General features: G+C 73.3%; 9 protein-coding genes. 3 read left to right on the top strand and 6 right to left on the bottom strand.

Going from position 1 to position 13,300, the window contains the following annotated elements; all coding sequences use genetic code 11:
- Positions 1-60: 60 nt before the first annotated feature.
- The 3 genes from recN to WMF19_RS06045 all read right to left on the bottom strand — a co-directional run bounded on the left by recN (position 61) and on the right by WMF19_RS06045 (position 5,269).
- Positions 61-1,758 (bottom strand): DNA repair protein RecN, encoded by a 1,698-nt coding sequence (gene recN / locus WMF19_RS06055; protein WP_437327851.1) that lies wholly within the window; start codon positions 1,756-1,758, stop codon positions 61-63.
- A gap of 34 nt (positions 1,759-1,792) precedes the next feature.
- A complete protein-coding gene (locus WMF19_RS06050; protein WP_437898181.1) occupies positions 1,793-4,114 on the bottom strand; it encodes a hypothetical protein in 2,322 nt (773 codons plus the stop codon).
- A 342-nt stretch (positions 4,115-4,456) separates the two neighbouring features.
- Positions 4,457-5,269 (bottom strand): hypothetical protein, encoded by an 813-nt coding sequence (locus tag WMF19_RS06045; protein ID WP_437898180.1) that lies wholly within the window; start codon positions 5,267-5,269, stop codon positions 4,457-4,459.
- A 223-nt stretch (positions 5,270-5,492) separates the two neighbouring features.
- On the opposite strand from WMF19_RS06045, the gene WMF19_RS06040 reads away from it, so the two are divergent.
- Entirely contained in the window at positions 5,493-6,737 is a 1,245-nt protein-coding gene (locus WMF19_RS06040; protein ID WP_437898179.1) for a DUF3829 domain-containing protein, read from the top strand.
- Between the two features lie 97 nt (positions 6,738-6,834).
- Here the strand turns inward: WMF19_RS06040 and WMF19_RS06035 are convergent, their stop codons facing one another.
- Both WMF19_RS06035 and WMF19_RS06030 read right to left on the bottom strand, forming a co-directional pair.
- Entirely contained in the window at positions 6,835-8,547 is a 1,713-nt protein-coding gene (locus WMF19_RS06035; RefSeq protein ID WP_437898178.1) for a glycogen synthase, read from the bottom strand.
- Positions 8,548-8,580: 33 nt separating this feature from the next.
- Complete coding sequence (locus WMF19_RS06030; protein WP_437898177.1) at positions 8,581-9,462, bottom strand: shikimate kinase; 882 nt, start codon at positions 9,460-9,462, stop codon at positions 8,581-8,583.
- Positions 9,463-9,551: 89 nt separating this feature from the next.
- Between WMF19_RS06030 and boxC the strand changes: the two genes are divergently transcribed.
- Entirely contained in the window at positions 9,552-11,330 is a 1,779-nt protein-coding gene (boxC, locus tag WMF19_RS06025) for a 2,3-epoxybenzoyl-CoA dihydrolase (protein ID WP_437898176.1), read from the top strand.
- Complete coding sequence (gene boxB, locus WMF19_RS06020) at positions 11,327-12,787, top strand: benzoyl-CoA 2,3-epoxidase subunit BoxB (RefSeq protein ID WP_437898175.1); 1,461 nt, start codon at positions 11,327-11,329, stop codon at positions 12,785-12,787. The genes boxC and boxB overlap by 4 nt, the downstream gene beginning before the upstream one ends.
- Here the strand turns inward: boxB and WMF19_RS06015 are convergent.
- Complete coding sequence (locus WMF19_RS06015; protein WP_437898174.1) at positions 12,784-13,281, bottom strand: hypothetical protein; 498 nt, start codon at positions 13,279-13,281, stop codon at positions 12,784-12,786. The genes boxB and WMF19_RS06015 overlap by 4 nt on opposite strands.
- Positions 13,282-13,300 lie beyond the last annotated feature (19 nt).

Here is a 13,300-nt window from a genome sequence, read left to right as displayed (position 1 = left end):
CACCCGCCTCGGGTAGGCCGTCGCAGAGCGCCGGTCCCCCGCCTCGGCTACGCCGTCGCTCTAGAGCCGCGCCGCCTCGATGAGCTCCGTCGCGGCCCGGATGGACGCGCCGGTGACCTTCGCCCCCGACAGCATCCGCGCCACCTCGGCGATGCGGTCCTTCTTGTCGACGCGCGTGACCGAGCTCTTGGCGATGCCGCCCGCGTTCTCCTTGGCGACGACGAAGTGAGCGCCGGCGAACGCCGCGATGGGCGCAAGGTGGGTGATGCAGAGCACCTGGTGGTGGCGCGCCACGTCGCCGATCGCGCGCCCGATCTTGTCGGCGACGGCGCCGCCGACGCCGCTGTCGACCTCGTCGAAGACGTAGAGCCCGGCGGGCCCGCACTCCGCGAGCACCCGCTTCAGGGCGAGCAGGGCGCGCGAGAGCTCGCCGCCCGAGGCGATGCGGCGCAGGGGGCGAGGCTCGATCCCCTTGTTGGGCGAGATGAGGAACTCGACGCGGTCGATGCCGTCCTGGCCGAGGCGGGCGCCGTCGACGACCAGCTCGGCGCGGTCGCCGCCGTGCGGCTCGATGTCCACGACGACCCGCGCCCCGCCCATGCCGAGATCGGCGAGCTCCGTGGAGATCGCGGCGCCGAGCTTCTCGCCGGCCTTCCGCCGCTTCGCCGAGAGCTTGCGGGCGCGCTCGGCGGCGACGGCGAGCAAGGCGTCGCGCCGCCGCTCGAGCTCCGCGACGTGGCTCTCGACCCCCGTGAGGCGCTCCAGCTCGGCCGCGAGGCGCGCCCGCGCGGCGAGCACGTCGTCGAGCGTGGGGCCGTGCTGCCGGAGCAGGCCCTCGAGGCGGTACATGCGATCCTCGATCTCGGAGAGGCGATCCGGATCGGCCTCCGCGCGCTCGGCGTAACGGGCGATCTGGCGGGCCGCCTCGCTGAGCTCCGTCCAGCAGCCGTCGACCGCGCGGGCGACATCGTCGAGCGCGGGATCGATCTCCGCCGCGGCCCGGAGCTCCGAGGCGAGGCGCGCGAGCTCGTCGCACATCGCGTCGTCCCCTTGATCGAGGCGGGACGCTGCGCGCCGCGTGATGTCGTGCAGGCGGCCCGCGTGGCGGAGCCGGTTGCGCTCGGCCGCGAGATCGGCGAGCTCGCCGGGGCGCGGCGACAGCGCGTCGATGGCCTGGAGCTGGAAGGAGAGGAACGCCTCGCGCTCGCCGCGGCCGCGCTCGAGCTCGCGGGCGGCCCTGAGCTCGGCGGTGAGCGCCTCGAGCGCGCTGACGTCCGCCGCGAGCTCGCTGCGCGCAGGCACGAGGCGGCCGAAGCGATCGAGGTAGCCGAGGTGCGTCGACGGATCGGTCAGCGCCACGCTCTCGTGCTGCGAAGCGACGTCGGCGAGCTCCGGGGCGAGCGCCTGGAGCTCGCCCGCGGTGCAGAGGCGGCCGTTCAGGTAGGCGCGCGAGCGGCCAGTCGCCTGGACCACGCGGCGGACCACGAGCTCGCCCTCGCTCGCGATGCCGGCGGCGTCGAGCATCGCCATCGCGCGATCGGAGCCGCGCACGTCGAAGAGCGCCTCGATCTCGGCCTCGTCCGCGCCGGGGCGGACCTGCTCGGCGCTCGCGCGGCCGCCGAGGACCAGCGAGAGCGCACCCACGACGATGGACTTGCCCGCGCCCGTCTCGCCGGTGAGCACGTTGAACCCAGGCTCGAGCCGGAGCTCGAGGGCGTCCATCAGGATGAAGTTCTTGACCCGAAGCGCTACCAGCACAGCGGCGGGAGGATAGAAAGCTTTCGACCCGTCGTCAGCGGATCTTCACCTGCTTCATGACGGTGACCGGAATTCCTTCGAAAGGCGGCACCGCGACGTCGCGGAATGCAGCGGCGATGCACCCGGCGGTGGCGGTCCCGACCAGGTCGCCCCCCTCCACGCGCGCCGACATGGCCTTCCCCGTGGGCGCGAAGGTGACGGCCACGCGGGCCGTGCCGGTGAGGCCCTCGCCGGTGCACCCGGCGGCGGCCGCCGCCGCGGACGCGAGGACGCTGGACGCCGCGCTCTGATCGAAGCGCGCTGGCTCGTCCTTCGCCGGAAGGAGCGGCGCGCCCGGCGGCGGCTGCTTGCCCGTCGGCTTGGCGCGCTCGGGCTCGCTCGGCGCCGTGGCCCGGGCAGGGCGCTCGGCACCATCAGGCTTCTCGCTGGCTCGCGGCGCGGAGGTCGCCGCGGGCGCGGCGGTCGCCGTTGGCGCAGCGGTGGCCGCTGGCGCGGCGCTCGCCGCCGGCGCGGTGGTCGCTGCTGGCGCGGCGGTCGGCTCGGGTGCCGCCCCAGGAGCAGCCCCTGCCTGCACGGGCTGCGGCGGTGCAGCTGGCTCGCCGGCCGGACCGGCGGAGGCGGCCAGCGCCTGCTCCGCAGGGCCGGGAGCGGCGGCCGGCGGATCCGCGGCCGGCTCGTCATCCAGGGACGGCTCCCGGTCGGCGGTCTGGCCAGCGGGAGCCGTCGCGGCCGGCGACGGAGGCGGCGCCGCTTCGAGCGCGCCGCTGCTGTCTGCGTGGGCGTTCTGGGTCGCCACGGCGCTGGACGAGCGGCCGTGAGCCTGCGCGAGGTAGAGCGCAGCGCCGAACACGATGAAGACGACGGTCACCCAGCCGGCGAGCGCCAGGTTCTGGCGCGATGCCGGCGTCGAGAAGGCGCGCAGCTTCTCGGATACGAGGGAGCCGGCCGTGATCGAGGTGCGCACCGGCGTCTCTTCCCCGGACGACGTGTGTCCCTCGACGGCAGGGAGCTCGGGCTCGACGGGCTGCGCGGGGAACGAGGGGTCCGAGCTCCGCCCAGCCGCGGCGTCGTCGAACAGCCCGCCGTTGATGCTCAGGATCTCGTCATCGGCCCGGTCCTCGTTGCGGCGCGCTTCACCCTCCGCGCCGGGCGGCGGCGCCATGCTGCGCAGGTCGATCAGGCCCGAGGTCTCCTTGCGCTCGGCGCGCCCGCGAGGCTCGGTCTGGCTGGGCCAGTCGCCCGCCGCGTGGGCCGTCGACCGCGGGGAGAGGTTCGTGAGCGCGAGGGGCTCGTACGACGGCCGCTCGTCGCTCCCCTGATCCCGCTGCCCTCCCGCGGCGCCCTGCGCCTCGGCCGCCTTGGACCTGGCGCGGTCTCGCCGCTGCTCCTCGGCGGCGCGCGGCGAGCTCGCGGCCGGCGACGGGGCGAGCGAACCCAGCAAGGCGAGGTCCGCTGGAGAGGCGTCGGCGGGCTGCGCGGCGCTCGGGCCGGACCGGGCGCGCCGCGCCGACGGCATGGGCTGCGGGGCGAGCGCCGCCATGGCCTGCACATCCTGGAGCCGGAGCTCGGGCGACGAGCGGTGCGACGACGGCCGGCCCTCGTCGATGGACAGCGGCGCCGACGGTATCTCGGAGAGCGGCGCCGGCGGCATCTCCGACGGCGGCGCGATGGGCCGCGAGGAGCCGCCAGCGCGCGGGACAGCGGCGCTCCGCGGACGCGCGAGCGCCGCCGTGACGCGCTGCTCGCGCCGCGCAGGCGGTCGCGCCGGGACCGGCGTGCGCGGGGTCGCGCGGGGTGCGGCGGCGGGCTCGAGCGGAGGCGCGGGCTGGCTCGCGCGCTCCTCCTCGAGGGCGTGCGAGCCGAACGAGAGCGAGGGCGGCTCGATCCCCGGAGAGAGCATCTGCGCGAGGTCCTGGATCGAGACGGGATCCGAGTCGGCGGGAGGGAGCGCGGACGGGCTCCGGCCGGCCGGCGCCGCCACGGCGCGGGGCGCGTCGTCCCAGGAGAGGCCGGCGAACGTGCGATGCCGCGCCGGGACCTCGCGCCGGCCCAGCCCGCCGTCCGGCGTCACGACGGCGTGCTCGAGCGAGGCCTCGGCCGCCGCGTCGAACGCATCCAGCGGGTGCGCCCTCGGGCTGGACTCGGGCGCGGCGTCCAGGTCCTGCTGGGCGATCCGCTCCGCGAGCGTGAGCCCTCGCCTGCGCGCGGCCGGCGCCGGCGCTGCGCGCCGCTCCGTGTCGCCCGCGGTCTCCAGCCGGCGCTGGATGTCAGCGCCCGGGAGCGTCGTCTCGGCGTCCAGCACATCGCTCGACAGCCCGGCCCCCGTCTCCGAGCGGCGCCCGGAGGAAGGCTTCACGCGCTCGGGCTCGCTCGATGGTTCCCGCCGGTCGCGTCCGTTCGCGGAGCTCGGAACGCCCGAGGGGGAAGACCGTGGCTCACCCCTCTCGGACGCTGACTGCTTGCTCTTCGCGCGACACGTCTTGCAGACAAACGGCAAGGACGGACGCATCTCGCGTCCTACACCGATCTCCACGTAGGTCCTGCAGAGAGAGCAGGCGAGTTGCACCTTGAGAAGAGAATCGCGCAGCTCGCCAGCACGCGCAATCTTCTTCACAGGTGACCAGGGCGGTCGTCCTCGGGTCCGCCCGCTCCGCCCGGCTCGGGGCCGCGGGATTCCGCCGGATCCCGCTGGATTTGCCTAAGCGGAGGGTTCGTCGGCGAGCGCGGGCACGGGCGCGGGCGGGCGCACCCAGCGTTGCTCCAACCACTCCAGCGAGACCGGCGCGCTCCGCAGCGCCGCGTCGACGGCCCGCGCGACCGGATCGGGGGCGGGGGCGGACCCGGAGGCGCGGGTCGACAGGATCCAGTTCGACAGCTCGTAGTGGTGGAGGAGCGGCGCGAACCGGTGGGCGTCGAAGCCGGCGAGGATCTCCGCGGCGCGGCTCAGGCGATCGCAGCGCACGAGCGCCGTGGTGACGTCGAACAGCAGGGCGCGGAGGTCCTCGAAGGCGCGCTCCGGGTCCGCGGACACGCCCTCCAGGAGCGCCTCGAACCCGGCGTCGGAGAGGCCGGCCGCCTCGGCCGCCTCGGCCATCGCGGGCACCTGCGTGGCCAGGAAGTCGGAGCTGGGAGCGTGCCCAAGGAGGCGCCCGACGAGGTACAGATCGAACGCGCTCGCGATGGCCTCGGCGAGCAGGAGCGACTCCGCGCTGGGCGGAGCGCCGCCGCCCGCGGCCGTGAGCGCGCGGTGGGCGAGGTGGTGCCACGCGACGTGCGCGACGACGTCGGCGGCGACCTGATCGCCGGCGATCAGGTCGCCTTGCTCGCTCTGGCTCCAGAACGTCAGGTTCAAGAAGACGACGCGATCCCAGCTCGCATCGCCCTCGGGCACGCGAAAGCGGTACCCGTCGCGCCGGAGTGCCTGCTTCAGATCGTCGTAGAGCGCGACGTGCCGGAAGGAGCGCTCGTCGTCGATGGTCAGCTCGTCCAGGGTCAAGGTTCGCAGCTTCACGCGGCGGACATTAGACCCGGAACGTTTCGTCAGCCACAGCGGAGGCCGGGGGAGGACGGCCCCGGCGGAGGCCTGGAAGAACCGGGCGGCGTCGCGTGTTTTGGGCCGAGGGCGGGGTTTTCCCGACCAGGGCCGCAAGTTCTCGCCCCTGGCCGGGTGTTGCAAGCGCCGCCGGCTTAGGCATGATGCGCCCGTTCCTGCGCCAGCCGAGGAGGCACACCGAATGATTTCCGTCAGGTCTCTCTGTTCTATCGCGCTCGTGCTCGTCGCCAGCGGTGCTGCCGGCTGCAAGGAGGACCCGCCTCCTCCCCAGCCGGAGCCGGCAAGCTCCGCGGCGGCGAACGCGAACAAGGGAAAGGCGAGCCTGCGGACGCCCGTGTCGCCGATGGCGAAGGTCGACCCGCAGTCGATGAAGGAATACCGCGTCGACGTTTGCTACTTCGGGACGCTCTCGCTGAAGCAGGCCCGCGACGCGTACCTCGCGAGCCTCGGCAAGGACGAGCCCAGCGAGAAGAAGATCCCGAGCTTCGGCAACGACGATCAGGCGAAGGCCGGAGACGCCGCGAAGGGCCCGCTCCCCGCGAAGGCGCCCGCCGCCGCCGCCGCGCCGAAGACGACAGGCCTGCCCGGCACCGCTGCGGCGCCGGGAGGCACCAGCGCCCCCGTCGCCAAGGGCCCGACGGCGCCGCCCGGCAAGGTGGATGAGCGCCGGCCTATCAACTTCAGCGCGCGCGCGCCGCACGAGCGCAACGCGCGCGCCTGCACCGTCGCCCTCAGCCTCAAGGAGCCGGCCATGGCGGACGTCGACGCCGCGCTCGCCGAGTACGCGCCGTTCGCGACCGAGCTGGCGAAGAACATCGCCGCGGCGGCCAACTACTACCAGCGCGAGGAGTACAAGAAGGACAGCTTCGCGAAGGGCAAGGAGCTCCACGCGAAGCTCGTCGCTGACTTCCAGAAGCTCGACGCGCACTCCGACAAGCTCGGCCTCGCGGTGTCCGCGTGGCACTCGTCCCACCTGCCCGACCTCGCGAAGGCGGAAGCGGGCCAGAAGGAGGCGATCACGGCCCTCGAGGACGCGCGCGCGCTCATGCTGATCCTCGCCAGCAAGAGCGTCGATCCCGCGGCGGAGAAGACCGCGCTCCAGAAGCTGGAGACGTCCGCGGCCGCGCTCAAGGAGTACGGCTCGACCCACCAGACGGACCCGTGGGCCAAGATCATGGAGCCCGCCCTCGCCGGCTTCATCCGCGACGTGAAGGCGGCGGAGCCCAAGCTGACGGACAAGGGGATCACCTCCCCTGCCCTGTTCCTGCCGGTCGTCACGAGCTTCGTGTCGGTGATCGAGGGGAAGCACCGCGCGCTCTCCCGCTCGCTCATGGCGAAGAGCCAGGCGGCGACGCGCGAGGCCGCCGGGGCCGTGCAGCCTGCCGCGCCTGCCGCGCCGGCCGCCCCCGAGCCCGAGAAGGAGTGACGCGCCCGGGCGCGCTCCCCGCGAGGGGGGCGCGCGCCTCCCTCGAGGGAGGCACGAGCGCGACCGCGCCGCGCCTCCGCCGGGGGCGCGGGCGCGATCAGAACGGGCGGCCTGTGCGGCGGGCGATCGCGAGGCGGTAGAGGGCCTCGTACTGCCGCGCGGCTTGCGCCCAGCCGAAGTTCTTCTTCATCGCCCGCAGCTGCATCGACCGGAAGTAGGCCGGGTCGGCGCGGTAGAGGTGCACCGCCCACGCGACGGTGTTCCCGAGCGCGCTCGACGACATCTCCTCGAACTTGAAGCCCGTGACGTTGTTCTCGACCGTGTCGTCGAGGCCGCCGACCGCGCGCACGACCGGCAGCGTCCCGTAGCGCTGGCTGTACATCTGGTTCAGCCCGCAGGGCTCGTAGCGCGACGGCATCAGGAAGAGGTCGGCGCCCGCCTCGATGCGGTGGGCGAGCCCCTCGTTCATGCCGACGTAGACGCGGAAGCGGTCGCTCGCGCCGGAGATCCGCGAGAAGAGGTCCTCCGCCCAGCGCTCGCCGGAGCCCAGGACGATGAGCTGGACGTCGAGCGAGAGGATGTGATCGAGCGCGCCCGCGAGGATGTCGATCCCCTTCTGGGTCGCCAGGCGGCTGATGAGCCCGAGGAGCGGGACGTCGGGGCGCTCCTCGAGCCCCATCTCTCGCTGGAGCGCCGCCTTGCAGAGGCGCTTGTTGCCAAGATCCTCGGCGGAGAACGGCGCCGCGATGTGGGGATCGGTCGCGGGGTTCCAGATGGAATCGTCGATGCCGTTAAGGATCCCGATCACGTCGGTGCCGCGATCCCGCAGCACGCCGTCGAGCCCCTCGCCGCCCTCCCACGTCTGGATCTCCTGCGCGTACCTGGGGGAGACCGTGGAGACGAGCGTGGCGTTGTAGATGCCGCCCTTGAGCAGGTTGATGCTGTCGTACGCCTCCAGGCAGAACCTGTGGAACTGATCCCATCCGAGCCCGGTCGTGGGGAGCTGTCCCTTGTTGAACCAGCCCTGGTAGCCGAGGTTGTGGATGGTCAGCACGGACGCGGCGCGCGCGAGCGGCGACCGGTGCTCGAGCACGTTGAGGTAGAGCGGGACGAGCGCCGACTGCCAGTCGTGGACGTGGACGATGTCCGGCCAGAACTCGAGCGCGTGGCAGAGCTGCAGCGCGCCGCGCGAGAGGAGCGCGTAGCGGGCGAGGTTGTCGCCGAACTCGCCGTGCGCGTCGCCGTAGATGCCGTCGCGATCGTAGAGCACGTCGTGCTCGAGCAGGTACACGCGGGGCGCAGGCGCGCCGGGCGTCCCGGGATCGAGGCGCGTCTCCCAGACGGCGGTCCACGCCTCGCCGCCGCCGAGGGGCACGCCGAGCGAGAGCGGTAGGCGGTGCGGCACGAAGCGCTCCGCCGGAGGCTCGCCGTCTCCGCCTCGGGCCGCGTCGGCCGCCGGGACGGCGTCGGCAGCCGGGGCGGCATCGGCAGCCGGGGCGGCATCGGCAGCCGGGGCGGCATCGGCCGATGGAACCGCGTCAGCCGCTGAGCCAGCGAGCCCATTGCCGGCGGCCGCAGCGGCGACGGCCGGCGCGGCGACGGCCTCGCTGCCCGCGGGCCGCTGCTCGGCGAGCGCGATCTGGCGGGCGAGGTAGCGCTTGGCGACACGGTACGCCGGCATCACGACGCGCACGTCGTGACCGGCCGCGGCGAGCGCGATCGGCAGCGCGCCCGCCACGTCGGCTAGACCACCTGTCTTGCTGAAGGGAACGCACTCGGACACCACGAAGAGAATTTTGAGGCGCGGCATGGACATGGGGAGGAGGGGGAGCGCGCCCCCGACTCAAGGCGAGCGCGTCGCGTTCCTTCTACCAGCTTCGCGCGCGATCTTGACCACGCGATCGACAGAGCGCGCGAGACCGAGCGCCGACGTGTCCACCGCGAAGTCGGCCTGCTCATAGAGCGCGCGCCGCGCCTGGAAGAGCGCCCGGAGCTCCTTCATGGCGTCGGCCCGGTTGGCCATGGGGCGCGCGTCCCCCTGCTCGACCACACGGCGCCAGTGGTCCTCGGGTGTCGCCCGCAGCCACACCGTCACCGCACAGCGCCTCAGCCGCTCGAAGGTCGCCGGATCGGTCACCAGGCCGCCGCCCGTGGCCACGATCCCGTGGACGCGCGCGCCTTCGAGCCGCGCGAGCTCCTCGCGCTCCAGCCGCCGGTAGTAGGCGTTCCCGTGGATCTCGAACAGGGCGGCGAGGGTCATCCCCGCGCGCGAGGCCACGAGGCCGTCGAGCTCGAGGAAGGGCACGCCGAGCCGCGCCGCGGCGCGGCCGCCGATCGTGGTCTTGCCGGCCCCGCGCAGGCCGAGCAGCGCGACGAGGGGCGCGCCCGCCCCTCCCCCCGCCTCGCAGGCCGACCGGCCGCGCGGCGGCGCCTCCTCGCCGAGCTCGCCCGCCGAGAGCAGCGCGGCGGCCGAGGTGCCCAGCGCGCGGCCGATGTCCTCGAGCCGCACCACGGAAACGTTCGCCCGTCCGCTCTCGAGCAGCACCAGGAAGCGCTCGCTCACGCCGGCGAGCTCGGCGAGCTCGCGCAAGGTGAGCGCGAGCTCCGTCCGCCGCTGCCGGAGCCGACCGCCGAGGCGCGCGAGGATCGGCGGCGCGCCGTCCGCCTCGCCGGCCTCCGGCCCCTGGCCTGCGCGCGCCCTGCGCGATGTCTGACGGGACGCCATCTCGTCGGTGCAATATATTTCATGAAAGCCGGACCAACAAGAACTATACTGCTTGACTGAACCCCGGCGCGGTGGTGGGCTCGTCGGGTATGGAAGCGACCACCTCTCCTCCTTCCGCGGCGCCGGCGCCGCAGACCAGGGCCCGGGAAGACGGCTCGTCCGGCGAGGACGCGCCCCTCCGCTTCGAGACGGAGCCAGGTCGTTACAGGCACTGGAAGCTCTCGTTCGAGGGGGCGATCGCGCGCGTGGCGATGGACGTCGACGAGGACGCGGCGGCGCGGCCCGGCTACCAGCTGAAGCTCAACAGCTACGACATCGCGGTCGACATCGAGCTCGCCGACATCGTGCAGCGGCTGCGCTTCGAGCACCCCGAGGTGAAGGCGGTCGTCGTGACGAGCGCGCAGCCGCGGATCTTCTGCGCGGGCGCGAACATCTACATGCTCGGGTCGTCGACGCACGCGTTCAAGGTCAACTTCTGCAAGTTCACGAACGAGACGCGCCTCGCGCTCGAGGAGGCGTGCTCCGAGAGCGGGCAGCGCTACCTCGCGGCGCTGAACGGCGTCGCCTCGGGCGGCGGCTACGAGCTCGCGCTGGCGTGCGAGGAGATCTTCCTCTCCGACGACGGGAGCAGCGCCGTCTCGTTCCCGGAGACGCCGCTGCTCGCCGTGCTCCCGGGGACCGGGGGGCTCACGCGGCTTGTGGACAAGCGCAAGGTGCGGCGCGACCTCGCGGACGTGTTCTCGACGCTGGCCGAGGGGGTGCGCGGCAAGCGCGCGGAGCAGTGGGGCCTCGTCGATCGCTCGATCCCGAAGAGCCGCTTCGAGCAGGCGGTGGCCCAGCGCGCCGCCGAGCTCGCGGCGGCGACGCCGGACAGGGCGGGGCCCGGGGTGAGGCTCCCGCCGCTCGAGGCGCGGCGCGCCACGGCGGGCGACGTGTCCACCTGCGACTACCGCCACGTGTCGATGAAGGTCGACCGCGCCGCGAGGACCGCGGAGATCCGCGTGCTCGGGCCGGACGGCGAAGGGCGCGAGGTGTCGATGGACGCCGCGGAGATGCGCCGGGCGGGCGCGGACCTGTGGGCGCTCCGCGCGTTCCGCGAGCTCGACGACGCGCTGCTCGACCTCCGCTTCAACCACCCGACGGTGGGCCTCGTGCTCCTGCGGACGTCCGGCTCTCCCGCCGCGGTGCGGGCCGCGGACGAGGCGCTGTGGGCGAGCCGCGACGACTGGTTCGTGAAGGAGGTGCTGCTCCACATGCGGCGCGTGCTCAAGCGGCTCGACCTCACGGCGCGCAGCGTGTTCGCGCTGATCGAGCCAGGCTCCTGCTTCGCGGGGAGCCTGTTCGAGCTCGCCCTCGCGGCGGACCGCTCCTACATGCTGGACGGCGGAGGGGACGAGGGGCAGGCAGGGGCGCCCGCGTCGCCCGCGTCGCCCGAGTCGCCCGCGTCAATTGCGCTGAGCTCGCTGAACTTCGGTCCGCTCGTCATGTCGAACGGCCTCACGCGGCTCGCGTCGCGCTTCCTCGGCGCGCCGGAGCGCGTGGCAGCGCTGAAGGAGAGGACGGGCCTCCTGTCCGCCGAGGAGGCGCTGGAGGAGGGCCTCTGCACCTTCGCGCCGGACGCGATGGACTGGGACGACGAGGTGCGGCTCGCGATCGAGGAGCGGGTGAGCCTGTCGCCCGACGCGCTCACCGGGATGGAGGCGAGCCTGCGCTTCTGCGGACCGGAGACGATGGAGACGAAGATCTTCTCGCGGCTGTCGGCCTGGCAGAACTGGATCTTCCAGCGCCCCAACGCGGTGGGCCAGCGGGGCGCGCTGACGGTGTACGGGCGGCCGGAGCGCCCCGAATTCGACTGGAGGCGGACATGAGCGCGGTGGTCAACTCGGAGAGGATCCCGAACAACGTCGACCTCGGGTCGGACAGGAAGCTGCAGCGCGCGCTCGAGGCGTGGCAGCCGAAGTTCCTGGACTGGTGGCGGGAGACGGGGCCCGAGGGCTTCCAGGCGGACGACATCTACCTGCGCACGGCGATCAGCGTCGATCACGAGGGGTGGGCGCATTTCGACTACGTGAAGATGCCGGAGTACCGCTGGGGCATCTTCCTCGCGGATCGGGTGGCGGACCGGACGATCGGCTTCGGTGACCACCTGGGCGAGCCGGCGTGGCAAGAGGTGCCGGGGGAGCTCCGGAACATGCTGCGGCGCCTGGTGGTGACGCAGGGGGACACGGAGCCCGCGAGCGTGGAGCAGCAGCGGCTGCTCGGCCAGAGCTGCCCGAGCGTCTACGACCTGCGGAACCTGTTCCAGGTGAACGTCGAGGAGGGGCGGCACCTCTGGGCGATGGTGTACCTCCTGCACAGCCACTTCGGCCGCGACGGCCGGGAGGAGGCGGAGGCGCTCCTGGAGCGGCGCAGCGGCGACCCGGACAAGCCGCGGATCCTGGGCGCCTTCAACGAGCCGTGCACGAACTGGCTCTCGTTCTTCATGTTCACCTACTTCACGGATCGCGACGGCAAGTACCAGCTGCTCGCGCTCGCGGAGAGCGGCTTCGATCCGCTGTCGCGCACGACGCGGTTCATGCTGACCGAGGAGGCGCACCACATGTTCGTCGGCGAGACGGGCCTGCTCCGCATCGTCGAGCGCACCTGCGAGCTGATGAAGCGCAACAGGAACGAGGACGCGCGCGCCGAGGGCGGCATCGATCTGCCGACGATGCAGAAGTACCTGAACCTCTGGTACTCGCTGTCGCTGGACCTCTTCGGCGGGGAGATCTCGTCGAACGCGGCGTCGTTCTTCGCCTCGAGCGTGAAGGGCCGCGCGAAGGAGGCGTCGTACGACGACCACCGGGCGCTCGACGGCGTGTACGTGTTCGACGTTCCGCACGTGCCGCACGTGCCGCAAGCGCCCGCCGCCGGGGGCGGCGCGGTGACCGGTTGGCGGCGCGAGGAGGTGCCGCTGAGGAACGCGATGAACGAGGTGCTGCGCGACGAGTATGTGGCCGACTCGCAGCGCGGGATCGACAAGATGAACCGGGTGATCGAGGCGTCGGGCGTGTCGTTCAGGCTGAGCCTGCCGAGCCGGCGCTTCCACCGGAGCTCGGGGATCTACGCGGGGCTCCACTTCGACGTCGACGGCAACCCGCTCTCGAAGGAGGAGTGGGAGCGCCGGCGCGACGCGTGGCTGCCGACCGCGAGCGACGAGGCCTACGTGAAGAGCCTGATGGAGAAGCCGGTGTTCGATCCGAAGCAGATGGCGAACTGGATCGCGGCGCCGGCGAAGGGGCTCAAGGGCAAGCCCGTCGACTTCGAGTACGTGCGGCGCGGCTAGGGCGCGCCCGCGTCAGGGGGAGGGGCGCCCGCGTCGGGGGGAGGGGCGCCCCCGCCTGCGGGCGCCTTCTTCGGCGGGCCGCCGTGCTCGGCGGCGAGCTTCTTCACGAGCCCGTCGAGGAGCACCTGCTCGTGGTACTGCGGCATCGCCGGGAGCTGCACGGCGACGTGCACCCCGGCGCGGCCGTCCACGACCTCGATCGCCCCCTGCGTCGCCCTGCCGCCGCTCTCCGGGCTCCGGTACTCGAAGAGCAGGTAGCCATTGGAGACGTCCTTCTCGACGATCTTGAAGCCGAGATCGACGCGCACGAGGCGCAGCGCCGTGCCGAAGGTCTGCTCGAAGGTGTAAGGCGACTCATAAGCGACGCTGGCGCTGGCGTGCCGCTCGCCGAGGCCGCTCGCCACGGGGACGGCGAGCGCGATGAGGACGACGAGCGCGATCGACGGGAGGCGGCGCATGACCGCGGCGTAGAGGGGCTGGCGAGGGCGGGCCAAGTTCCTTGCTGCCGAGCGA

Origin of the sequence: Sorangium sp. So ce124, from assembly GCF_051525235.1 — a bacterium.
Lineage (GTDB): Bacteria > Myxococcota_A > Polyangia > Polyangiales > Polyangiaceae > Sorangium > Sorangium atrum.
Note: the sequence above shows the minus strand (reverse complement) of the source record. Positions and strands in the feature narration are given on the sequence as shown.